The following is a 23,993-nucleotide window of genomic DNA, read 5'->3' as shown; positions in this document are numbered from 1 at the left end:
GCAGTTGAACGGCCCCGAATGGTGATAAATGAGTTAAACTAGCTTAGCGGGCAGCGGGTTCCGCTGATAATTGCTCATTTAGCCAATTATCAAAAGCTGCCTTTGGCAATGCGCCGCTAAGCATATCGACCATTTTGCCGTTTCGATACAGCATAATGGTGGGAATGCTGCGGATATGGAAACGCGTGCTGAGTGCCGGTTCTGCTTCAGTATTGACTTTAACAAAGCGAACTTTTCCGGCGCGCTCTGCGGCAACCTCTGTAAAAATGGGCGCGAAGCTGCGGCAAGGGCCACACCAGGGAGCCCAGAAGTCGATGACGACCGGCAGGTCATCTTGTAGCAGTTTATCCAGTGTTTCGGCGGTGGCGTTAATGACGCTGCCATCAAATAAAGAGTGGCCGCAGCGCCCACATTTAGCGCCGTCATCAATACGTGCTTCAGGTAGGCGATTTGTCGCCATACAAGCTGTACATACCGTATTCATAAATTAGCCTTTATTTTGTATCTGAGTAGATTAAGAGAAACCAGACAGTCAATATGAGCTGAATTGTTTCGTTGTTGTTATCTATTATGGGTATAAAAGAAGTCATTGCCAAAATGGTTTATTCGATGAATACGATAGTTGCTAGCTTTTAGCGCTTGCTTATGGCTAACCGAGCAGACATCAGGTAATCTTCGCGCCCTGCGCGTTGGTGGAGAAGACAATGAACGATTCATTTAGTGGCAAAAACGGCAAAGTTAAAGTGATGTACGTCCGCAGTGACGAAAACAGCAGCGACGACCGTAACAGCAATAACCGGGGTAAAAACCCGCGTCCGGCAGGCAAAGGTCGTCCGGGTGATAATGCAGGTCGGGGCAGTTCACCGCGTAATAATGACTCACGTCGTAACGATTCCGGCCGTAATGAACGCGTGAGTCCTGGCCGTCCGGCGCGTTCTGATAATAATGGCCCTTATGATTCACCGTGGAAAACCGTGTCTCGTGCGCCATCAGAAGAACCTGAGTTTGATCACGGCGGCATCAGTGGCAAAAGCCATGTGGATCCGGCGCAATTGCGTCGTCAGCGGGCTGAAGAAACACGCGTTTATGGCGAGAATGCCTGTAAAGCGCTGTTTGAAAGCCGCCCTGATGCGATTGTGCGCGCCTGGTTTGTGCAGTCAGTTACCCCACGTTTTCGCGAAGCGCTGAAATGGATGGCGGCAAATCGCAAGGCTTATCATGTGGTTGAAGAAGATGAGCTGGCAAAAGCGTCTGGTACTGAACACCACGGTGGTGTGTGTTTCCTGATTAAGAAACGTCAGGGTTTGGATGCAGAAACTTATCTGCAACAGCAAACTCAGGCGAAAGATTGTGTACTGGCACTGGAAGATGTGGGTAACCCACATAATCTGGGCGGCATTATGCGTACCTGTGCGCACTTTGGTATCAACGGCGTGTTGCTGCAAGACCCAGCGATGCTGGAGTCTGGCGCGGCAGTTCGTACTGCAGAAGGCGGTGCGGAGCATATCAAAGCAATCAATGCTGATGATTTCCTTTCTGTGTTGGATACCTTCCGTAAAGCTGGCTACACCATCGTGACCACCTCAAGCCATAAAGGTGTCAGTCTGGCAGAAGCTGAACTGCCAGCTAAAATGGTGCTGGTTTTAGGGCAAGAAAGTGATGGCCTAACCGACAGCGCCTGGCAGCAGGGTGATGTGAGTGTGTCTATCGGCGGTACTGGCAAAGTCGAAAGTTTGAATGTGTCCGTCGCGACAGGTATTTTGCTGTCGGAGTGGTGGCGTCAAAATCAGGCTTAATTCATTCGTCGTTGCAATAGCTAAAATATAAAGTAACCAGTTGATAAGCGGGGAAATGTGCCGAATGGGTCGTAACGGCGTAAGCCGTCGGAGCGCCCATCGGTGCAGTCGCCCCGCTAATCTCCGAACTATAAAATAGCTTTGTCGATAACCTTAAAGGGCGCTGATGATAAGTCAGCGCCCTTTTTGTTGCTCAGCGTTGGCCGCTAGTGGGCACCGCCGCCACCTCCACCGGAGGTAAATGGCGGTTTGGCAAACCACACCAGAGCCAGTAGCAACAGGAACACCCCAGCCGAGAGCCAGAAGATCTCATTAGCCGAGATAATCAGCCCCTGATTGGTAATTTCCCGCGCCAGATAAGCCGACGCTTGCTGCTGGTTCATCCCCAGTTTTTCTAAATCCTGATACATCTGTGTGGCATTCGGATTGAACGGATTAACAAACTCCGTCAACTGCGAATGGTGCATCGACTCTCTTTGCGTCCACAAAGTGGTGGTGATAGAGGTACCAATCGACCCGGCCAATGTTCGCAGGAAGTTAGACAAACTGGATGCTGCCGCCATACGCTCCGGCGGTAAGCCGGACAAAGTAATTGCTGTCAGTGGCATAAAGAAGCAGGCAATAGCAAAGCCTTGTACAAACTGCGGCCACGCCGAGGCACCAAAGTCCATTCCCGGTTCAAATGTATATGCTCGCCAGTAGAAACAGACCGCATACATAATGAAGCTGAATGTGACTAACTGCCGCATATCAATGCGATGCGAGAAACGCCCAATGATAGGTGACAGCAACACCGGCAAGATACCCACAGGCGCTGATGCCAGACCGGCCCAGGTGGCGGTATAGCCATACACCTCCTGTAGTAGCTGCGGCAACAAGACAATTGCGCCAAAGTACAACATATAGGCCAGGCTGATACACAAACAACCAATAGTAAAGTTTCTCGATTTGAATAATGACAAATCAATCACCGGATGGTCGTCGGTTAGCTCCCACACTATCAGGAAGGTAATGGCAATCACGGCAATGACCGTCAGGACGATTATCTCGGTTGAGTTAAACCAGTCCAGCTCCTTACCTTGGTCGAGCATGATTTGTAAGGCACCGATACCCACCACCAATAATACCAATCCCACGGTATCAATAGGCTTGATTTCGGTTTTGGTCTCTCGTCCTTTCAGCGTACTGCCCGCCATCAAAATGACGACCAACCCGATCGGGATGTTGATAAAGAAGATCCAGCCCCAGTGATAGTTGTCACTGATATAACCGCCGAGAATTGGCCCAAAGATTGGGGCGACAACAATAGTCATCGACCACAATGCCAGGGCCATACTTCGCTTCGCGGGCGGGTAGTTATTCAGTAGCAAGCTCTGTGACAATGGGATCAATGGGCCTGCGACCAGCCCTTGAATGACCCGGAAGAAGATAAGCATCCCCAGGCTGTTTGACACGCCACACAGCCATGAAGCTAGTGCAAATAACCCGGTTGACCACAGAAATAATCTGACTTCACCGATGCGTTTTGCCAGCCAACCAGTGATCGGGATGGAAATCGCATTTGCCACACCGAATGAGGTGATAACCCATGTGCCTTGGGAGTTGGACGAGCCAAGATCCCCGGCAATCGTCGGAATAGCCACGTTAGCAATGGTGGAATCCAGCACCTGCATGAAAGTCGCTAATGATAATGCGACTGTCATCCAGGCTAGTTGGGCACCCTCAAGCGGTTTTTGTGCCACAGAGGCCTCCGGCGCGCTTAACTTGCATTTGCATCAACATTAACCCGCATTCGCATGAACAATGTCGCTAATCATTTGATTAACTGGCGCTAAATCCAATGACAGCGCATTGGTGACAAATGCCGGTTCTTTGCGCACGTTTTGCGCTAACACTTGGCCATCAGTGTCGGCGGTATCTACCCGCACCGTGGTTGATAAACCAATACGTAGCGGATGTTCAGCCAGTTGTTTGGCATCCAGTTCAATACGAACCGGCAAGCGCTGAACCACTTTGATCCAGTTGCCGGTGGCATTTTGCGCGGGTAGCAGGGAGAAGGCGCTGCCTGTCCCCATATCCAGACCGACCACTTTCCCTTGGAAGACAACATCATCACCATAGAAATCAGTGACTACCGTGGCGGGTTGGCCAATGCGCATATTGGCTAATTGTGTTTCTTTAAAGTTAGCGTCAATCCACATTTCATTAGCCGGAATGACCGCCATCAATGGCGCACCATTGGCAATTTCAGCACCCACTTGCACACTGCGGCGTGAAACAAAACCGGTGATAGGGCTGACAACTTTGGTGCGCTGCAAGGAAAGCCAGGCATCGCGCAGTTTGGCCGCCGCTTGTTCGACCGCCGGTTGCTTCTCCAACGGTGTATTGAGAACCAGTGCTTGATTGGCATTGTATTGTGCAATCGCCACATCTAATGACGCTTGCGCTGCATCGACGGCATCACGGGCGTGTTGCAGTTCCTCACGACCAATTGCATCAACAGAACCCAGTACTACACGGCGTTTCAGGTCATTCTGCGCTTTACTCAGTTCAGTTTTCTTCAGCGCAATATTAGCCTGATACTGTTTGCTGTTAATCATGAGTTGATGGGTTTGGCGTACGGTATTTGCCAGTGCGGTTTTCGCTTGCTCATAGGCCTGCTCGGCATCGGTTGGATCGAGCGCCAGCAGTACATCGCCACTTTTGACAAAATCAGTATTTTCAAAATTGACACTGACCACACTGCCGGGAACCTGTGACATAATCTGCACCTGGTTACCCGAAACATAAGCATTATCAGTCTCTTGATGATGACGTAGCACCAGGAACCAATAAATAAGGTAAGCCACCCCAATAATAATAAAAATACCCGTCAGTAATAGCAGCACGCGTTTACGTTGCTTCTTTTTATTCTGCGGTTGTTGCGGCACTTGAGCTTCCGCGTTTGTACTCATGGTTTTCCCCACATTTATATTGTTTTATTTTGTGAACCATCACTGACCGGGGCCTGATAGCCACCACCGAGTGAACGGATCAAACCAATCTTGGCCTGCAATAAGTTGTTGCTGGCATTGAGTTCTGATTGCTGCTGTTGCAGATATTGCGACTGGCTAATCAACAGTTCATCGCGCCCAATAATCCCTGCCTTATAACGGGCATCGGCGACGTTATAGACCTTCTGCATGGATTGCGATGCTGATATGGCTTGCTGTAGCTGGAGTTGGCTGCTTTGTTGGATGGTGATGGCATCAGCAGTTTCCCGCACGGCATTGAGAATGGTCTGGTTGTAGGATTCAACCGCTTCATCATAAAGGGCTGATTCTTCACCTAACTTACTGCGCAACGCGCCAGCGTGGAAAATAGGCAGTGAGATTGCCGGGGCAAAGTTCCATGCCTGACTGGCCGCTTCCAACAGATTAGGGTTAGTACCCTTGAAGTTAGTGGTAGAGAAACCGGCAAACCCGGTAATGGATAAGCTGGGATAAAACTCTTTACGTGCCGCTTTAACTCGCTGGTCATAAGATTCAACCAGTTGGCGCTGAGCCGTAATGTCAGGTCGTTTACCCAGTAAATCCGTGGTCAGCTCACCTTTAGGAGCCAGGCGGGTGATATCTGGCAAGGGTGCCTGGCGCAGATTTTGCGTGGCACTCGGGCCTTGACCTGTCAGCGCTGCCAACTGATGTTTCAGTTGTTCACCCTGAGATTGCAGTTGAATGATTTGTTGTTTGGCTGTATCGGCCTGAGCTTTTGTTTGCTGTGGAATTTCAATGCCATAGATACCTGCCTGATATTGCTTAGTGCGCAGTTCAGCCAGACGATCATTATTATCGACTTCCTGCTGCAATACGTTTTGCAGGGCAAAATTGCTTTGTAATTGGTAATAAACCGATGCCACTGAACTGGTGAGTGTCAGCGCGGCCTGCTGCTGTTCAGCACGGGCAGCATTAACTTGCGCATTGGCGGCATTGACCCGATTGCGGTATTTGCCCCACCAATCAAACTCGTAGCTAAGATTCAGGCCAAGGTTATTGGTGGTTTCATACAAGGGTTTGTCGGGATAAGACTGCAAGAACGGTTGTAGCGTATTTTGCGAGACTTTTTCCCGTTTACTGCTGGCAGAGAGGTCGAGATTAGGGCCATTCGCTGCATCAGCCTGACCCATCACACTTTGCGCTTCACGTACCCGAGCCGCCGCTTGTTTAAGCGAAGGCGAGGTTTGCAAACTTTGGGCCATCAAAGCATCAAGCTGGGGATCTTCCAGTATCCGCCACCACTGAGGACTGAGTGCCAACGAGCTGACTTTGGGTTGCGCCAGTTGCAGTTGTTGGTTATCCAGCATTTGAGACTGAGGAGCAATATTATCGCTTGAGGCGCAGCCCGCCAGTATCAGTACGACGAGCAGGGGCGCGAGTCTCCAGCTATGTGGGGATGACATAGTGATTTACCTGGATAAAGTTATGTATCTGGATAGAACCGGTGGAATTACTGTTCCGGTATTTCCATTTGGTCCAAACGCGTCAGCAACTTGCGCGTCAGCGTTTCAAGCTGTTGCTGTTCCTCTGCGTCCAGTGTTGACCAAAGAAAATGCAGACACTTATGTTGTGGGGGCAGTAGCTGATTTAAAAACTCAACACCCGCCTCGGTCAGATGTAAATGCAAACAACGGCGGTCATTGTGGCTTTCGCGGCGTTCAATCCAGCCTTTCTTTTCTAACTCGTCAGCAATTCGGGTGGCATTGGTTCGTGAAGACCCCAGTGCAGCACTCAATTCGGACGGCTGAATACTGTGGCTCTCTTGTGCTTCCAGCGTAATTAGCGCCATAAACAGGGTCTCGTTAATTCCTTGTGCTTTCAGCATTTTGTTGCGATTTTCCAGCAACTTACTGTGCATATGCATACACAAGCGTGTCAGCAGAATTTCCTGGTAAGGGAAATCTTTCTGACGTCTGGCACGAGAATTAAGCATCTGTTCAATAGGACTAAACGAACTTTCCATTATAAGGAGCCTCATTAATTTCAAATGGTACAGTAACGATAGTGACTAATAATGTAAACGGGTTAATCAGCGAAAAATTTAGCAATTCGTGTTATTCAGTCACTGTGTGTGAATAATTAGTATCATTAATTGTAAGGATATTGTGTTTCAGTTCACAATTCAGGCAAATTATTATGCCAAAATCATCAGTAGCTTGAATGTCAGACCGTAACTGAGTGCGCCCAATAACGTGGCGAAGATAATACTGTTGGTTTTATAAAAACATCCGCAGATAACCAAAAAACCAATGAGTGTAGGAATTAATTTCTGTGGGTTATGCACTATCTCCGGGGTGCTGGAAACCACCAATAACGCGCAGATAGAGGCGATCCCGATGCTGTCTAGCAACAGGGAGACTTTACCTCGTTGCAGGCCTGCTTGTTTGCGGGCAGGCCCAAGGCGCAGCGGCAGATAACGAAACAGATAATTGACCGTTCCCACCACCAAACCAATAATCAGAACATCCATATTCATGGCTTCGGCTCCTCTTTATCATTCTCGTTATTTTCTATAACGGCCTCGGGGGCTGGTTGGAGCAGGGCTGCCAGACATCCGCCGCCAATACCGGCCAAAATAGCTACCGGAATAGAGAACAGCAGCACGCCTAGCAAGGCTCCCGTCAGTGAAGCAATAACGGTAAGGCTGTATTGGCGTTTGAACGAGGCCAATAAGAAGCTGAGGAATAGCGCCGGGAGCATAAAGGAGAGTGATGCTTCAATCGCCGGGTAATTTTCCAACGGCCCATTACCAAACATCGCGCCGATAGCGGTGCCAGCTACCCAAGACAACCAAGAGGTGAACGCGATGCCAAGCATCCAGTTTTCACTCCAGCGCCGTTGATCTTTCATTAGCTTGGTTGTGGCGGCGGCAAACACTTCATCAGTAAGACCAAAGGCCCACAGCGCCGTTTTTTTGCCAGATAACCTGGTGACAATGCGGTGTTTCAGTGCTGGCCCGTACAAGATATGGCGGACATCCATAGCCATCACGGTCAAGGCGGAAACCCACAATGACATCCCCGCGCTGAGCAGGGCGGTAATAACGAATTGGCTGGCTCCGGCATAAATAATGCAAGAAAAGAAAATAGCTTCCCACGGAGTAAAGCCAAGTTTTACCGAACTCAAACCAAAGGCAAAAGCGACGGGTAGATAACCGATAACAATCGGAAGGCTATCGGTTATTCCTTCCATAAAGGTGGCGGTCGGCTGGGCCGTCGAGGGGGAGTCGGTAGTTTGGCTTTGCATAGGGTCAGCTATCGGTAATTTGAGTTATATATCCGTCATACTTCAAGCCGCATGTGCGTTGGCTGCTCTCTCGCACCCGAATCACTTGCCGCTTTCATGTAACTCGAATTATTTAGGATATAGGATAAAGTTAAGTAACATTACCAGAGTGGTAATGGTCTTAATACCCTATAACCCAAATTTATATCCTAATTGATTATTAGTTAGCTAACTAATTAAGGTTGCTCGACTGGTTGATTAGCTGGGGGATCAAAGCGTTTACCAGCCAACCAGGTGGTGATGTTTAAGATACATAGCACCAGTCCGGCAAGCGCCACACCATACCAGCCTGCATGTTGATAGGCGGCGGCTGAAATCAGGGAACCTAATGCTCCACCAATAAAGTAAGTGGTCATATAGCCCGCAGTTAAGCGATTTCTGGCTTCTGGCATCATGCGGTATATCACGCTCTGATTGGTGACATGCACCCCTTGAACGGCCAGATCTAACACGATAATCCCGATTATCAGCGCAATGATTGAATGCTGTCCCAGGGCTATTGGGATCCATGACAACAGCAATAATACCAAACCCACGCTGGTGGTTATCCGCGCCTTTCCTTTATCTGCCAGTTGGCCCGCTTTGGTGGCCATTAATGCACCCGCCGCACCGACCAAACCAAATAGCCCGATGGTGGCTTCTGAATAGCCAAAAGGCGGCGAAGCCAGCAGGAAAGCCATTGACGTCCACAAGACACTAAAGTTGGCAAATGACAGAGCGCCCAGTAAGGCGCGGGTGCGCAGCACCGGAGTACGGATAAATAAAGAGAATATTGAGCCGAGCAACTGACCATAATTGAGGCCGGAATGCTGCTTATAGCGCGGCAGATAGCGCCATAGAATCAACGCCATGATTATCATCAATACACTGGCAACCCAATAAATGGTGCGCCATCCTCCGATGGAGGCCAATGCGCCCGCTACCGTTCGTGCCAGTAAAATGCCCAACAACAGGCCGCTCATGATAATACCGACCACTTTGCCACGTTTTTCCGGTGCAGCCAGTGTGGCGGCTAAGGGCACCAGCAGTTGCGCTACCACGGAGAACAAGCCGGTGAGGGCGGTGCCGACAATCATCATCGCGAGGTTTTGCGACATCGCGGTAATCAGCATGCCGCCAGCTGCCAGCAGAGTCATGCCGACAATCAACCCGCGTCGCTCAAACATATCTCCCAAAGGAACCAGGAACATTAATCCTACCGCGTAGCCTAACTGAGCCGCCGTTACGATGAAACCGGCCTGATTGACCGAAAGATTAAAGGCTTGTGCGATGGTTTCCAGCAATGGCTGGGCATAATAGTTGCTGGCAACCGCCAGTCCGGTAGCGACCGACATCAAGACAATCAATGCTGGGCTTAAACCGGCGTTTTCGGTTTTTTGTGTCATAACGAATTATTCTGAATTGAAAAGAGCGACAGTATTAGATAAATAAGGGTGATAAACCAATAGATAAATTTTACCTCACTTTAATTCAGTTTAGTTTCGGGTAGGTTTGGTTGATGGTTGATGGTTGATGGTTGATGGTTGATGGTTGATTAAGTGATCTAGTTCGGTTGTTAGAGCAGACCGGATCATCTTTCGGTTGATATTCGTTCAGTGATCACTTTACCTCCGCGGCCTCAACCGAGCAGGAGGGCAGGCCGGCCCTCCTGCACCTGCGGCTTGCGCGAAATATTGCCCTACGGGTAAACCTCCTACGTCTTTCGGGCTGACGAGCCAGCGCGATGGGCATCCCTGCCCAAGCGCGCTTTTCGCGGGCGTCCATGCCCGCTCACTCTACCCTCCATCCTTGTCGGCAATATTCCTGATTGCGCTCAACATCAAAACCATAGCCCTTAGATTTTGATTTTCTCCTTTGACTTTAAAAGCACATTTGAGCCGCCGAGTGAAGAATGAAGGTAGGACGCGAGGCATGGATGCCGAGCGAGGGCCGCTTGAGCATGGATGCGAATCGGCCCGGTCCGTCAGCGAAATGATGAATCGAGGGAACCCACGCAGTGGGCAGGCGATACGTGCGCAAGCGCGGGATTCCACAAGGGGGCCGCTGCCCCCTTTGGCGGTTGAGGCAGCAATGGTTAAGTTGACTCAGGTGCTTTAACAACCGAACCTGATCACCAAACCAAACCAAACCAAACCAAACCAAACCAAATTCACTCCGAAATCAAACTCACATGCGCTGCCACAATCCGCCAGCCGCAGGGCAGCTTAACCCATGTCTGCATCTGTCGGCCGACTCGTGAAGTGCCTTCACGGTAGAATTCGGTACTGGCGACCGCCATGTCCTCACCAAAAGTGGTGATCACCGTATTCTCTAAAGTACGATCCAAACCTTTTGATGGTCGGCTCTGGCGAAACGCTCTGATGGCATCAATGCCAAACAGATCCTCTCCCGCACCAAAGCGCACAGTGCGGCTATCGTGCCAAAACAATTCATCCAATACCGGAATATCGTTGTTAATCAACGCCTGTTCATAGCGGTAAAATGCTTCATTCACCTGTGCAAGGATCGCTGGGCGATCGATAAATTCATTTTTCATTTTATTGCTCTCATCGAAAGGTGCTTCCTAAATCACGCTACTGACCGGCGCGCTCACTAATCCTTGTTGTTCTAATGCATAAGCGGCACGTAAACAGAGGTCTTCGCGCCATGGCGCGGCAATGAGTTGCACCCCGATTGGCAGGCCGCCAGCCGTTCTCAATGGTACGGTTACCACTGGCAGGCCGAGGAACGAAATAGGCTGGGTTAGCATCCCCATACTGGCGCGAATAGGGAGCTCGGTATCATTGATTCGCATCATCTCCTGGCCAATAAGTGTGGCGCTGCAAGGTGTTGCGGGCGCAATCAAAATATCCCAATGTTCAAATAACGGCAGGATTTGTTGACGGAAATGGTGGCGAAAACGTTGGGCCTGAATATACCAACTTGCTGGTAGCATGGCTCCGGCTAATAGCCGTTCCCGTGAGTGCGGTTCAAAACGTTGTGGCGATTTTCTTAGGGCAGGGAGATACTGATTTCCGCCTTCGGCAGCACTGATGATAAATGCAGCTGTACGGGCCAAATCACTCTGTGGCATCTCGACTTCGGTGGCTGCTTCCAGCCCTTTGGCGACGACCTGCACCGCAGCTTTGGCATCATCGTCACACCATTGTTGGAAATACCCGCCCAGCACGGCACTTCGCAAGCCTTGCTGACCACGCGATAGTAAATTCAGACAGGGTGAGACCGGTTTGTCTGATTGAAAACTGTCCTGAATATCCGTTCCTTGCATCACATCATAGACGGCGGCCAAATCTTGCGTGCAGCGCGCCATCGGGCCGATACTGTCCAAACTGGCGACAAATGGATGCGTGCCGCGGCGTGATAATCGGCCAAACGTCGGCTTCAGCCCGAAAATACCGCATAGCGAAGCCGGAACCCGAATAGAGCCGTTGGTATCGCTGCCAAGCGCGAAATTAACCAACCCTGCGGCAACCGCTGCCGCCGATCCACCGGAGGAGCCACCCGCAATACGGTTAACATCGCGCGGATTACGCGTGGCACCGTAATGGCTGTTTTCAGTGGTAAAGCCATAGGCGTAAGCATCCATATTCAGCATGCCGGACAGCATAGCCCCTTGCTGAGCGAGGCGTGAAATAACCGGCGCATCTTGTCTCGCTGGCGCGCGTTCACAAAACAGGCTGGCTCCGGCAAGCGTAGTTTCACCCGCCACATCAAACAGATTTTTTACCGCATAGGGAATGGCTGCCAATGCGGGCAGAGCTTGTCCTTTGGCGCGTAAGGTATCCAGCCGATATGCTTCACTGAGCATACGATCTGCGGTGATATGGGTATAAGCATTGATCGCGGGATTGGCCGCGCTGATGGTATCCAACGTGTGTAAGGTTATTTCTTGTGCGGATAATTCACCCTGATTGAGCGCTTGCTGAATTTCGGTGATAGTCAGAGTTGAAATCTGTTTCATAACCGGTATACCCCGGCTATCTCTTGCTTTTCATCCAGAGGCAGCGCCATCAAGGGGTCAGCCATAGTCGCAATGCGTTCAAATTGTTGTAGCAATGCCGCGCGGCGGGTGTCATCCAACTCTAATGCTAATAAGATTTCCATTTGCCGAATATAAGCAGCCCAATCCATAGCATTTTTTTCTGATGTTTCTTTCATAACAATTCCTGTGCTGAATAAGTAAATTGTGGATGAAATCAATAACCGGCGGCGCTGCCATTACTGCGTGGGTCAAATGCGCCTTCTAACATGCCATTACGGTGGCGAACAATAGCTCCGGCATGGCCGACAACCTCGCTAAAATCGGGTAGTAGTTCAACCTGATGCCCGCGTTGGCGCAGGTAATCAAGGGTTTCGGCCCCGAAGCGTGCCTCCAATTTCAGTGAGTCAGAGATTTCCCCCCAGGTGCGCCCCAATAGCCAGCGTGGTGCGGTGATGGCTTGTTGTAAGGGCAAGCCTTGCACAATGTGGCGGATAAACACCGCCGCTTGAGTTTGTGGCTGACCATCTCCGCCCATCGCGCCATACACCAGGGTTCGGCCATCCGTTAGGCGGGCAGCGGCAGGGTTTAAGGTGTGAAATGGCTGTTTTCCCGGCGCTAACGCTAGCAGATGCTTGGGGTCAAGACTGAAAGATGCGCCACGGTTTTGCCAAATAATGCCCGTCGCTGGCAGTAACACCCCACTGCCAAATTCATGATAAATGCTCTGAATAAAGGAAACCGCCAGCCCATTGTTGTCGATCACTCCCATCCAGACGGTATCACCTGGCCCGCGACCACTGCTCCAATGGGCGGCTTGCTCGCTATTGATGTAAGCCGCCAATTGGTCGAGCGGCTCTTTTTCCAGTAGGGATTGTGGACAATGCTCCATCCACAGCGGATCGGTAATCACATGATCACGCAGCCCAAAGGCGAGTTTGGTTGCTTCCACGAGGGTGTGAATGGTTTGACCTTCACTCATTTGGGCGACCGATTTGCGGTCAGCCAATCCGATAATCGCCAGTGATACCAAACCTTGCGTCGGTGGCGTCAGGTTGAAGACTTCACCTTGCTGGTGGCATAGCCGCAGAGGTGTACAGCGTTTAGGCCGATATTGCGCCAGATCTTGGACGGTAATCGGCATTTCTGCGGCGGTAATATCAATGATGATTTTTTCAGCTAGCGGGCCGCGATAAAAGCTACTTAGCCCTTGCTCTGCCAGCGCTGTCAGCGTTTGGCCCAATTGCGGTTGAATGAAGCGTTCGCCCGCAGTTGGAATATTGCCTTTCGGTATAAAAACGTTAGAAAAATCAGTGAATTCAGCCAGCTCATTGGATTTAGCTCGGGTGGCTGCTTCTTGGGACGGGGTGACCGGAATACCGCGTGTAGCGTAGGTAATCGCATCTGCCAGTAAGCGGCGCAGTGGCAGGGTATTGTCACCAAGTTCGCGAGCAACATTCAGCGCTTCTTCCCAACCGCCGACAGTTCCGGCAACCGTCAATGCGGCTTGCGGCCCACGGTGCGGGATCTGTTGATATGCGCTGTAGCGCTCAAGTGTAGCCAGCTCACCTGCGGCTCCACTGGCATCGATGGCAATCGGATCGCCATTGGGCGGGACAATCAGCCAGAAACCATCGCCACCCAATCCATTCATATGTGGATAAACCACCGCTATGGTGGCCGCCGCTGCGACCATGGCTTCAATTGCGTTGCCGCCTTCACGTAATACAGCGAGGGCACTTTCACTGGCTAAATGATGTGGGGTAACCGCCATTCCTTGCGGTGCCATGTTGCTGTTGATCATTTCTGCTTTCCTTATCACCCATTTATTGAAATAGAAAACTGAGGTAGCAGAAACTAAGCAAGAGGCGTTCCACAATGTCGGATTTTATGTAACGAATGAAAATTCTCATATTAGCGCTGGAGACTTGTGTGCTATGTTCCGCGAAAATGCCTATGCTGAAACGATAGTTTCATTGGTCGGAGAAGGGTATGAAACAGATTGATGAGCGTTTGCGGGCGCATTACGCGCAATTAACCCCGCAGGAGCAGCGCGTGACCGATTTTATTTTTGGTCATTTTGATGACTTGATCAGTTACAACAGCGCCGAGTTGGCGCGGCTGAGTGGCGTGTCTAAGGCGACGGTCAGTCGCCTGTTTAAACGGTTGGGTTACAGCAGCTATCGAGAGATGCGGGAAGAGGTGCGAACCTTGCGCCAAAGCGGAATGCCGCTGACCGATAATCGCGATGCTGTGCAAGGGAATACCTTGTTGGCGCGCCATTATAAGCAGGAAATGGCAAACCTGACTCATTGGGTAAATCAATTAGATAGCCAGCAATTTAGTGACATTATCACTGCCTTGATGCGAGCACCGCGTATCTTGTTATTGGGGTTACGTAACAGCTATCCGATTGCACTGCATCTGCGTCAGCAATTACTGCAGGTTCGTCAGTCTGTCCAGTTAATCCCGCAAGCAGGGCAAACATTGTCGGAGGAGTTAGTCGATGCCGGGCCGCGTGATGTGGTGGTGGTGGTGGCATTCCGACGCCGCCCGAAAGTTATCCGCGAAATTTTGCTGCAAATGCAGGTGCAAGGTGTGCCTACCTTGCTGATTTGTGAGCCGCAAGCCCAGTCGTTGCTGTCATTAGCACAGTGGCGGTTAACTACGCCGCTCGACAGTGTGTCTGCCTTTGACAGTTATTCTTCGGCCATGAGTTTGGCAAATTTACTCAGTAATGCGTTGCTGCATGAAATGTTGACGCAGGGCCGACAGCGCATTCATCAAATTGCTGATTTGTATGACGCTTTCGGCGAGCTGGAGCAACGTTAACTTCAGTGTTTGAAAGGGTTATCGTACCTAGGGGCGCTCCGGCGGCGTAAGCCGCTTTCGACCCCAACGGCACGCTTCCCTTTCAGTTAGCATTGTTTGTGATTGATTGCCTCTCTATGGTGCAAATAAATTATCCTTCTGCACTTTTTTTGTGAATATCTGCTCCGATTTATTCCTTCGATTTATTCCCTACATAGCGTGGCGCCGCTAATAATGGGACTTTCATCTTGGTGGTTTATTGGCACAGTAGTTGCAACGATGGTTTCAGTAATTTGGTTTTAAGAATCCATTGTTTCATTACTGCATTATCGGAGATAAGCTATGAACATGAAAAAGCGGTTGTTGGCATTACTGGGTGCAGCACTGATATTGGTTCAGGTTCCCGCTGTATTAGCTGATCAATTAGAGCAAATTCAACAGCGTGGCGTGTTACGAGTAGCTGTTCCGCAGGATTTCCCCCCATTTGGTTCCGTCGGAACGGATCTTCAGCCGCAAGGCTATGACATCGATATGGCGCATTATCTGGCCGATAAAATGAAACTAAAGTTGCAACTGGTGCCAGTGACCAGCGCTAACCGCGTTCCCTATCTGCAAACCGATAAAGTGGATTTGGTGATTTCCAGCTTGGGTAAAAATCCTGAGCGGGAAAAAGCGATCGCCTTTAGTCGTGCATATGCGCCGTTTTTCCTTGGTGTTTTTGGTGCGAAAGAGGATGCGCTGAAACAGCCAGAGCAACTGGCCGGTAAAACTGTCGGTGTGACGCGCGGGGCGGTAGAAGATATGGTGCTGAGTGAGTTAGCGCCCAAAGATGCCCAAATAAAACGTTATGAGGATAACAACACTACGTTATCAGCCTATTTGTCCGGGCAGGTGGATTATCTGGCAACCGGGAATTTGGTGGTAAGTGCCTTGGCCCGTCAGAATCCTGCTCAGGCACCTGTGGCGAAATTTATGTTGAAAGATTCACCGTGTTATATCGGTTTACGTCAGGGGGAACCGGCACTGAAAGCCAAGGTTGATGCGCTGATTGTTGAAGCATTGCAAGATAAAACCCTGAATGGCTTGTCCGAGAAATGGCTGAAAGCCCCGTTACCTGCCGATCTCGGCGCATAACAGGAGCGGGCGATGACCTATCAGCTGAATTTTCCTGCTCTGTGGCCTTATCTGCCCGAGTTGTTATCGGGTTTGTTGATCACTATTGAGCTGACGGCTATCGCGACCATGGGCGGGATCGCTCTGGGGATTGCCGGTGCGGCGATCCGCTGTAGTCACAACCCTCGGTTTGATAAGGTCATCTTGCGGCGAGTATGGGGCGGTTATGTGGAAATTGTGCGTAATACCCCTTTTGTGGTGCAGCTGTTTTTCATCGTTTTTGGTTTACCGGCGCTGGGGTTGAAATTAAGCGCCGGGCAGGCTGCGGTGTTGGCGATGACAATAAATTTAGGCGCTTACAGCACGGAAATTATCCGTGCCGGGATTCAGGCCAGCGCTAAAGGCCAGTGGGAAGCGGGACGAGTGCTGGGTTTGAGCCGCAGTCAGACATTTTTTCGGGTGATTTTACCACCGTCATTGCAGCGCATTTATCCGGCACTGGTCAGCCAATGCATCATAGTGATGCTCGGTTCTGCAGTGGTGTCGCAGGTGTCATTCGAAGAACTGACATTTGCTGCCAACCTGATTCAGTCACGTACCTTCCTCAGTTTTGAGGTCTATCTGGTGACCACATTGCTGTACCTGTTGTTGTCTATTGTGATGCGCCAGTTGTTGTTGGCGGCTGGACGCCGATTCTTTGGGAGCCGTGCCTCATGATGTTTACTGATTGGGATATCATCCGCAACCTGCTGCTGGCAGCTCGCTGGACGCTGCTACTGTCATTGACCGCCTTTCTCGGCGGGACTTTGGTGACATTACCGCTGATGCTGATGCGCTTGAGCCGTTGGTGCTGGATGACACGTTTTGTCCGCGGTTACACCGAGCTATTTCAGGGCACACCGCTATTGATGCAGCTGTTTTTGGCTTTCTTCGGGTTGGCACTGTTGGGCATTGATGTCAGTCCGTGGGCGGCGGCGGCGATGGCATTGACGCTGTTTACCAGTGCCTTTCTGGTGGATATCTGGTGCGGCAGTATTGATGCTTTACCGAAAGGTCAGTGGGAAGCCTCCCGCTGCTTGGGCCTGAGTTTCAGCCAAACCTTATTTCGGGTGATTGCGCCACAGGCGATGCGTATTGCGATTGCGCCCACGGTAGGGTTTTCAGTGCAAGTCATCAAAGGGACGGCGTTGGCATCCATCATCGGTTTTGTTGAGCTGACCAAAGCCGGAACTATGTTAAATAATGTCACTTATCAGCCATTTAAAGTGTTTGGCTTAGTGGCGCTGGGCTATTTCCTGATGTGTTACCCCTTGTCGCGTTACAGCCATTATCTGGAGAGGAAATTCCATGCCGCTGATCACCATTAATCAGGTTCAAAAATACTATGGCCAGAACCATGTGCTGAAAGGGGTGGATCTGGATATCGAGATCGGTGAAGTCATTTCGATCATTGGCCGCAGCGGTTCAGGTAAAAGCACATTGCTGCGCTGCATGAATGGGCTGGAAGGTTATCAGGACGGCAGTATCAAACTCGGCGGGATGACGGTGACCAACCGCGATTCGCAAGCGCGTGAAATTAGCCGCTCAGTGGGGATGGTATTTCAGAACTTCAATTTGTTCCCGCATATGACCGCACTTGAGAATGTGATGCTGGCACCGCGTCGCGTCTTGAAAAAGAGCGCTGCCGAGTGTCGTGACCTGGCGGCGGAGATGTTGACCAAAGTTGGGCTGGCGGATCGGATGGATTATTACCCTGCCAATCTTTCTGGCGGCCAGCAGCAACGAGTAGCCATTGCCCGCGCGTTGGCGATGCAACCTAAGGTCTTGTTGTGTGATGAAATTACCTCTGCACTGGATCCTGAGCTGGTGGGAGAAGTGCTAAAAGTTCTTGAGCAGTTAGCTGCTGAAGGCATGACCTTGATTCTGGTAACCCATGAGATGAATTTTGCGCGTGAAGTCGGTGACCGCGTGGTGTTTATGCATCAGGGGCGGGTGTGGGAGCAGGGCGAAAGTCGTGCGTTATTTGCTCAGCCACAAACAGCTGAATTAAAACAATTTATATCCTCAGTGCGTGGTTTGTAGGAAACATTTTACTGATTCATATAAGAATGGAGATTTTCTATGTCGGCAGTTAACCATAACCCGTTGTTTAGTCAGATTAATCCACCGGCACGGTTGCTGATGGGGCCGGGGCCGATCAATGCCGATCCACGGGTACTGCGCGCGATGGCCAGCCAGTTGATCGGGCAATATGATCCGGCGATGACGGATTATATGAATCAGGTGATGGCGCTGTATCGTGGTGTTTTCCGTACTGAAAATCAGTGGACGATGTTGGTTGATGGCACTTCCCGCGCCGGTATCGAGGCTGTTTTGCTATCGTCTATTCGACCGGGCGATAAAGTGCTGGTGCCGGTTTTTGGTCGTTTCGGCCATTTGTTATGTGAAATTGCCCGCCGTTGTCGCGCTGAGGTCCATATTATTGAAGTGCCGTGGGGTGAAGTATTCACACCGGATATGATTGAGGATGCCATCAAGAAAGTGCGCCCGCGCCTGTTGTTGACGGTTCAGGGCGACACCTCAACCACCATGTTGCAACCGCTGGGAGAACTGGGCGAAATTTGCCGCCGTCATCAAGTGCTATTTTATACCGACGCCACTGCATCATTAGGTGGAAACGTATTGGAAACAGATGCATGGGGACTGGATGCAGTCTCGGCTGGGCTACAAAAATGCCTCGGTGGGCCATCGGGCAGTTCTCCGGTGACGCTGAGTCCACAATTTGCTGAACAAATTCGACGTCGTAAATGTATTGAGCAGGGGATCCGCACGGCGGATCATGCTGACGGCGATGAAGAGATGATCTATTCCAATTACTTTGATCTGGGCATGATCATGGATTATTGGGGGCCGGAGCGCTTGAATCATCATACTGAGGCGACCAGTATGTTGTTCGCCGCCCGAGAATGCGCGCGGGTGATGCTGGAAGAAGGTTTGGATAACGGCATTGCGCGTCATGCCTTGCACGGCGCGGCATTGCTGGCGGGGATTCAAGGCATGGGGCTGGCTGTGTTTGGTGACCTGAAGCATCGCATGAACAATGTATTGGGCGTGGTCATTCCGGCGGGGATCCACGGTGAACAAGTTAGGCAATTGATGTTGAATGATTTTGGTATTGAGATAGGAACTTCGTTTGGGCCGCTGAATGGCAAAATTTGGCGTATAGGCACGATGGGGTATAACGCCCGTAAAGATTGTGTGATGCAAACACTGGTAGCTCTTGAAGCGGTGTTGAACCGGTTAGGATTTGCCACTGTTCAGGGCGCTGGGCTGCAAGCGGCGTGGGATGTCTATCAGGTTGAACAAAACTGATGGCCGTTACCCTGCCTGATGCCGAGGCAGAGCAAGCCGCATTACGGGTATTAGCCCGCTGTGATGTGCTGGCGGCAATCAGTGAGTCCCCCGACATGCTGACGCGAGTGTATTTGTCTCCTGAGCATTTGCGGGCAAATCAGCAAGTGGGGGAATGGATGCGGGCGATTGGCATGCAGGTTTGGCAGGATCCGGTCGGAAATATCTGTGGCCGTTATGAAGGTTTGCAATCCGATGCACCAGCCATATTACTGGGTTCCCATCTTGATACAGTGCGCAATGCCGGCCGTTATGATGGCATGTTGGGAGTATTAAGTGCACTGGAGGTGGTGGGCTACTTGCATCGCCAGCAGCGGCGCTTACCAGTCGCCATTGAGGTGATTGGTTTTGCTGACGAAGAAGGGACGCGTTTTGGCATCACGTTGCTCGGCAGTAAAGGGATTACCGGCCGTTGGCCCGCAGATTGGTTGAGTAAAACCGATGCGGAGGAGATCAGTGTGGCGCAGGCGATGGCGAATGTCGGCCTCGATCCGATGGTGGTTGCACAGGCGCAGCGGGCAACCAGTGATTTCTGTGCCTATCTTGAATTGCATATTGAGCAAGGGCCGTGTCTGGAGAAGGCCGGTTTGGCATTGGGTGTGGTGAGCGCAATTAATGGTGCCCGTCGTCTGAATTGCCACTTTTCCGGGCTGGCGGGTCATGCCGGTACTGTGCCAATGGGGCAGCGGCAGGATGCATTAGCCGGTGCTGCCGAATGGATTTGTTCCGTTGAGCAGTTGGCTGAGAGTTATGGCGAGCATTTGGTGGCGACGGTGGGGACTCTGGCCTGTTCGCCCGGTGCGGTGAATGTGATTGCGGGGGAGGTGAAGCTGACTCTGGATATCCGCGGCCCGCAAGACAGTAACGTCAGCAAGTTATTGGCTCACTTATTGACGCAAGCGGAGGTGATAGCGGCGCGCCGTGGCCTGACTTTTGCGGCGCAAGAGTTCTACCATATCAATGCAACTGGCTGTGATGATAATTTGCAGCAACACATTAGTGCCAGTGTTCGTCAGGTGCAGGAGCGCTCATTAGCGCTGCCCAGCGGCGCAGGTCATGACGCCATTGCGGTGGCGGAGTGTTGGCCGGTAGGGATGTTATTTGTGCGCTGCAAAGGTGGGGTCAGTCATCATCCCGATGAATCGGTGATGTGCAGTGATGTGGCAATGGGGATTCAGGCTTATCTGGAAACGGTGCTGTCGTGGGCGTTAAGCTAAACGTACCTGGGGAGTCGTTTTGTCGCCAGCTCCCCATCGTTCAGCATTTACAACAACAAAAACTTATCGGTATCGTGGAAAGCCGGAAACCTTTCCCGATAGGCTTGTAAGGTTTCTAAAGACAACTCCGCATCCAGTTGTGCCGCTTGCCCCGGTTCTGCCTGGGACAGAATCTCGCCCTGAGCATCCAAAATCACACTATCACCCTGATAATGATGACCATTATCATCATCACCAACCCGATTACAGCCAGCGACATAAGCCTGATTTTCTATTGCTCGTGCTGCCAATAGCGTTTGCCAATGTTTAGCGCGGGCGGCAGGCCAGTTAGCGACATACAGAGCTAAATCATAATCTTGCTGATTGCGTGACCACACAGGAAAGCGCAGGTCATAACAGACTTGCGGCAGAATTCGCCAGCCGCGCCACTCAACAACTTTACGCTCTTTACCCGCCAGGTAGTGATGGTGCTCACCAGCCATACGGAATAAGTGGCGTTTGTCATAGTGATGGATTGTTCCATCTGGCTGCACCAACAGAAAACGATTAACTGCACCGTCAGGGGTATTCAGCGCTACGCTGCCGCCAATCAGGGCATCGGTGCGCGCCGACCAGTGGCGTAACCAATCAATGACCTCGGTTTCTGGCAATGCATTTTCAGCGGCATTCATCGCAAAACCGGTGGTAAACATTTCCGGCAATACAATCACATCACGCTGCTGTATAGATTCCAGCAGCATGTCAAAGTGGCGCAGATTTGCCTGAGCATCCAGCCATACCAGCGGTTGTTGCAGCAGAGTTAGTTTTAAAGTTGACACAATCGCTCCGCAGCAGCATCCAGCGTGGCATCCTGTTTGGCGAAGCACAATCGGATCAATTTATGGGGGAACGGGCCTGCGCAAAATACTGATAAAGGTATCGCGGCGACACCTACGTGTTCGGTGAGCCATTTGCAGAACTCAACATCGTCGAGATCAGAAATAGCGCTATAGTCGGCCAACAAGAAGTAGGTTCCTTCACTGGGCAGAATGTTGAATCGGCTGGCTGACAGCGCATTGACGAATCGATCTCGGCGCGCGCGGTAGAATTCCGGCAATTGTTGCCAATGTTCCGGTTCGCTATTAAGCATGTCAGCCAGTGCAAACTGGACTGGAGTGCACACCGAAAATGTCAAATATTGGTGAATTTTGCGCACTTCGGCACTGATCGCCGCGGGGGCGATGCAATAACCCGCTTTCCAGCCGGTCATATGAAAAGTTTTGCCGAAAGAGGAGACGGCAATAGCCCGCTGGCGCAATTGTGGATGGGCCAACACACTGGCATGGCCTGCCGCACTGAAACAGATGTGTTCGTATACTTCATCACTGAGAACATAAATATTGCGCTCAGCAATCACTTGCCACAATTGTTCAAAATCTGCTGCACGCCAAACTGTCGCCGAGGGGTTATGTGGCGTATTCACAATCACCAATCGGGTGCGTTCAGATATCAAATCAGCAAACTCAGCCCAGTCGGTGTTGAATGCGGGAGGTTTAAGCGCAATGCGTTTGAGTATGCCGCCGGCCAATTTAACCACTGGGGCATAACTGTCATAGCTGGGATCAAAGCAAATAACTTCGTCGCCTGGGCGCACCAGCGCGGTAATGGCGGCAAAGAGAGCTTCGCTGGCACCGGTGGTGACAGTGACTTCGCTATCGGCATCGGGTTTCCAGCCATAGATTTTAGCTGTTTTCTCGGCGATGGCGGTGCGTAGCGGTGCGACGCCGGTCATCGGGGCATATTGGTTTGCGCCCTGACTAACATGATAGGCTAATCGTTGTTTTAAATAATCTGGGCCATCAAAATCAGGGAAGCCTTGCGACAGGTTAATTGCTTGATGTTTTTGCGCCAATGCACTCATTTGCGTAAAGATTGTGGTGCCCTGTGCGGGTAATTTACTGTCTGGAATAAAAGATAAAGTGCTCATGGCAGGTGAATACTCCTGGCGCTGTATGTTGCTGTCAATATAACACTATGCTAGCAGGATGGTTTAAATCAATGAAGAATAAGGATATTACCGAAAGGATGCTGTTTTGTGGGGCATGGGTGGGACATTTTGCTTAATTTTAGCGTTGATCAGCTCCACCTGTTCAACGTTATTGCTTGGCATCCAGTCACCGTAAACCTGATATAACATCTGTGGACTACTGTGTCCCATTTGTGCTGCAATGAAATAAGGGTTTGCTCCGGCAGACAACATCCAGCATGCAAACGTGTGTCGTGATTGGTATGGGTTCCTATGCCTAATACCTGACTTTCTCAGTGCGGTGTTCCATGTTCCCCCGAGTGAGGCCGCCGAGTAGCAAATACCGATCCTGCCGGATATTGTCGTCAGTGCTGGATTGAATACAAACGTGCACTCTTCCTCTTTAGTCTTTCCACGCTGCCTGGTTAGCACTGTAATTTGATGTTTCTTTCCCATCCTGGTTAACTCAAGCTGGTCTTTCAGCGCGTGGATAGCATTTACGTTTAGCTGAACTAACCGGTTAGTGCCTGACTCAGTTTTCGGTAGGGTAAATTGTTTTGCCGTGGTGACATTACGCCTTACACATAAAGTCCCGGCGACTAAATCAATATCCTCCCATGCAAGAGAGCATATTTCCCCATGTCTCAGCCCCGTATATACCGCCAGCGTCCATAGATTCGTAGTCTGTCGGCAATGGCAGGCAGATATCAACCTATCGAACTCATCAATAGATAGCGGGTCAGGCCGTTGCCTGGCTGTCTTGAGTAGCTTTACCGAGGCGGTTATATCCGTATCCATATAACCATTCTCTTTAGCAAACCTAAAGACAGTCATTGCTCTTGAGACATATCCATTTACTGTAACAACGCTTCTGCCTTTTTTATCGAGCTTTGAGAAGTGATCGCCGTCAATAAGCTCATTTCTCATTACTGATAAATCACGAGCTTTAATATCCGCTATCTTCCTGTCTGGCCCGATTGCTCTAACAATTGAAGCCACACAACTTTTATAGCGAATCAGCGAGTTATCAGATATTTCATAACGTTTGATTTCCAACCAGGCATTGAACAGCCTGGTTACCGTCATCCCTGACTCAGGCTTAACCACTTTTGACGATTTAGGGAAACTATCAGCGTAATCAAAGTTTCCAGTCCTGATCGCATACATCACTGACTGGCGAAGTTCCCCGGCAATCTTCCTGTTTTTCGGTGTGTCTGGAACTCCAAGTGACTCCCTGCACCTTTCCCCGTTGTACATAAACCAGATACGGAGCATCCCTCCGTGGGACTCCGTTCCGGTTGGGTATTGCTTCTTCATCATCAACTCCTTCCTGAATGAAAAGGG

The 23,993-nt window shown here is 50.7% G+C and carries 23 protein-coding genes; 8 read left to right on the top strand and 15 right to left on the bottom strand.

From position 1 onward, the window contains the following. Nucleotides 1-43: 43 nt before the first annotated feature. The gene (gene trxC / locus FTB31_RS16060; protein WP_227731584.1) at nt 44-484 is read right to left on the bottom strand and encodes a thioredoxin TrxC; all 441 of its coding nucleotides are present in this window, start codon (nt 482-484) and stop codon (nt 44-46) included. Nucleotides 485-704: 220 nt separating this feature from the next. Between trxC and FTB31_RS16055 the strand changes: the two genes are divergently transcribed. Then, nucleotides 705-1,796 (top strand): tRNA/rRNA methyltransferase, encoded by a 1,092-nt coding sequence (locus tag FTB31_RS16055; protein ID WP_077293632.1) that lies wholly within the window; start codon nt 705-707, stop codon nt 1,794-1,796. A gap of 206 nt (nt 1,797-2,002) precedes the next feature. Here FTB31_RS16055 and emrB read toward each other — a convergent pair whose 3' ends face one another. The 11 genes from emrB to FTB31_RS16000 all read right to left on the bottom strand — a co-directional run bounded on the left by emrB (nt 2,003) and on the right by FTB31_RS16000 (nt 13,896). Further along, a complete protein-coding gene (gene emrB, locus FTB31_RS16050; RefSeq protein WP_005165015.1) occupies nt 2,003-3,538 on the bottom strand; it encodes a multidrug efflux MFS transporter permease subunit EmrB in 1,536 nt (511 codons plus the stop codon). Nucleotides 3,539-3,577: 39 nt separating this feature from the next. Continuing rightward, nucleotides 3,578-4,750, bottom strand: a complete 1,173-nt coding sequence (emrA, locus tag FTB31_RS16045) for a multidrug efflux MFS transporter periplasmic adaptor subunit EmrA (protein WP_227721852.1) — start codon at nt 4,748-4,750, stop codon at nt 3,578-3,580. A gap of 14 nt (nt 4,751-4,764) precedes the next feature. Beyond that, complete coding sequence (locus tag FTB31_RS16040) at nt 4,765-6,231, bottom strand: efflux transporter outer membrane subunit (protein WP_077174587.1); 1,467 nt, start codon at nt 6,229-6,231, stop codon at nt 4,765-4,767. A 47-nt stretch (nt 6,232-6,278) separates the two neighbouring features. After that, nucleotides 6,279-6,791 carry a transcriptional repressor MprA gene (gene mprA, locus FTB31_RS16035; RefSeq protein ID WP_050078977.1) on the bottom strand — a complete coding sequence of 171 codons (513 nt, stop codon included), beginning with the start codon at nt 6,789-6,791 and terminating at the stop codon, nt 6,279-6,281. Nucleotides 6,792-6,962: 171 nt separating this feature from the next. Next, nucleotides 6,963-7,304: an L-valine transporter subunit YgaH gene (gene ygaH / locus FTB31_RS16030; protein WP_050078978.1), complete on the bottom strand. Its 342-nt coding sequence runs from the start codon at nt 7,302-7,304 to the stop codon at nt 6,963-6,965. Then, nucleotides 7,301-8,074, bottom strand: a complete 774-nt coding sequence (locus tag FTB31_RS16025; RefSeq protein ID WP_077174586.1) for an AzlC family ABC transporter permease — start codon at nt 8,072-8,074, stop codon at nt 7,301-7,303. Before FTB31_RS16025 ends, ygaH begins: the two co-directional genes overlap by 4 nt. A gap of 215 nt (nt 8,075-8,289) precedes the next feature. Further along, on the bottom strand, nt 8,290-9,498 hold the full coding sequence (locus tag FTB31_RS16020; RefSeq protein WP_050298533.1) for an MFS transporter: 1,209 nt from the start codon (nt 9,496-9,498) through the stop codon (nt 8,290-8,292). Between the two features lie 764 nt (nt 9,499-10,262). Continuing rightward, on the bottom strand, nt 10,263-10,649 hold the full coding sequence (hpxZ, locus tag FTB31_RS16015) for an oxalurate catabolism protein HpxZ (protein ID WP_050077261.1): 387 nt from the start codon (nt 10,647-10,649) through the stop codon (nt 10,263-10,265). 27 nt (nt 10,650-10,676) lie between these two features. Next, entirely contained in the window at nt 10,677-12,074 is a 1,398-nt protein-coding gene (locus FTB31_RS16010; RefSeq protein WP_227731583.1) for an AtzE family amidohydrolase, read from the bottom strand. Beyond that, nucleotides 12,071-12,271 (bottom strand): oxalurate catabolism protein HpxX, encoded by a 201-nt coding sequence (gene hpxX, locus FTB31_RS16005; RefSeq protein WP_227731582.1) that lies wholly within the window; start codon nt 12,269-12,271, stop codon nt 12,071-12,073. The genes FTB31_RS16010 and hpxX overlap by 4 nt, the downstream gene beginning before the upstream one ends. Nucleotides 12,272-12,309: 38 nt before the next feature. Then, nucleotides 12,310-13,896, bottom strand: a complete 1,587-nt coding sequence (locus FTB31_RS16000; RefSeq protein WP_227731581.1) for a gamma-glutamyltransferase family protein — start codon at nt 13,894-13,896, stop codon at nt 12,310-12,312. A 188-nt stretch (nt 13,897-14,084) separates the two neighbouring features. Here FTB31_RS16000 and FTB31_RS15995 point away from each other — a divergent pair, with 188 nt between their 5' ends. From FTB31_RS15995 to hpxK, 7 genes are all read left to right on the top strand, one after another. Then, a complete protein-coding gene (locus FTB31_RS15995) occupies nt 14,085-14,924 on the top strand; it encodes a MurR/RpiR family transcriptional regulator (RefSeq protein ID WP_050077264.1) in 840 nt (279 codons plus the stop codon). Nucleotides 14,925-15,245: 321 nt separating this feature from the next. Further along, complete coding sequence (locus FTB31_RS15990; RefSeq protein WP_019081381.1) at nt 15,246-16,037, top strand: transporter substrate-binding domain-containing protein; 792 nt, start codon at nt 15,246-15,248, stop codon at nt 16,035-16,037. Nucleotides 16,038-16,049: 12 nt separating this feature from the next. Next, nucleotides 16,050-16,733: an amino acid ABC transporter permease gene (locus FTB31_RS15985; RefSeq protein WP_050077266.1), complete on the top strand. Its 684-nt coding sequence runs from the start codon at nt 16,050-16,052 to the stop codon at nt 16,731-16,733. Beyond that, nucleotides 16,730-17,383, top strand: a complete 654-nt coding sequence (locus tag FTB31_RS15980) for an amino acid ABC transporter permease (protein WP_227731580.1) — start codon at nt 16,730-16,732, stop codon at nt 17,381-17,383. The genes FTB31_RS15985 and FTB31_RS15980 overlap by 4 nt, the downstream gene beginning before the upstream one ends. Next, complete coding sequence (locus FTB31_RS15975) at nt 17,364-18,098, top strand: amino acid ABC transporter ATP-binding protein (RefSeq protein WP_019082492.1); 735 nt, start codon at nt 17,364-17,366, stop codon at nt 18,096-18,098. Before FTB31_RS15980 ends, FTB31_RS15975 begins: the two co-directional genes overlap by 20 nt. Before the next feature lie 39 nt (nt 18,099-18,137). Next, a complete protein-coding gene (locus tag FTB31_RS15970; protein ID WP_227731579.1) occupies nt 18,138-19,388 on the top strand; it encodes a pyridoxal-phosphate-dependent aminotransferase family protein in 1,251 nt (416 codons plus the stop codon). Next, nucleotides 19,388-20,644, top strand: coding sequence for an allantoate amidohydrolase (gene hpxK / locus FTB31_RS15965; protein WP_227731578.1), 1,257 nt, complete (start codon nt 19,388-19,390; stop codon nt 20,642-20,644). The genes FTB31_RS15970 and hpxK overlap by 1 nt, the downstream gene beginning before the upstream one ends. A 47-nt stretch (nt 20,645-20,691) precedes the next feature. Here the strand turns inward: hpxK and FTB31_RS15960 are convergent, their stop codons facing one another. The 3 genes from FTB31_RS15960 to FTB31_RS15950 all read right to left on the bottom strand — a co-directional run bounded on the left by FTB31_RS15960 (nt 20,692) and on the right by FTB31_RS15950 (nt 23,969). Then, on the bottom strand, nt 20,692-21,462 hold the full coding sequence (locus FTB31_RS15960; protein ID WP_227731577.1) for an amidohydrolase: 771 nt from the start codon (nt 21,460-21,462) through the stop codon (nt 20,692-20,694). Then, nucleotides 21,450-22,610 carry a pyridoxal phosphate-dependent aminotransferase gene (locus FTB31_RS15955; RefSeq protein ID WP_046051496.1) on the bottom strand — a complete coding sequence of 387 codons (1,161 nt, stop codon included), beginning with the start codon at nt 22,608-22,610 and terminating at the stop codon, nt 21,450-21,452. Before FTB31_RS15955 ends, FTB31_RS15960 begins: the two co-directional genes overlap by 13 nt. A gap of 87 nt (nt 22,611-22,697) precedes the next feature. Further along, nucleotides 22,698-23,969, bottom strand: a complete 1,272-nt coding sequence (locus FTB31_RS15950; protein WP_227731576.1) for a site-specific integrase — start codon at nt 23,967-23,969, stop codon at nt 22,698-22,700. Nucleotides 23,970-23,993 lie beyond the last annotated feature (24 nt).

The sequence above is a fragment of the Yersinia proxima genome (assembly GCF_902170785.1).
GTDB classification, from domain to species: Bacteria; Pseudomonadota; Gammaproteobacteria; order Enterobacterales; family Enterobacteriaceae; genus Yersinia; species Yersinia proxima.
The sequence above is the reverse complement of the archived record's forward strand: the minus strand, read 5'-3'. Positions and strand labels throughout refer to the sequence as shown.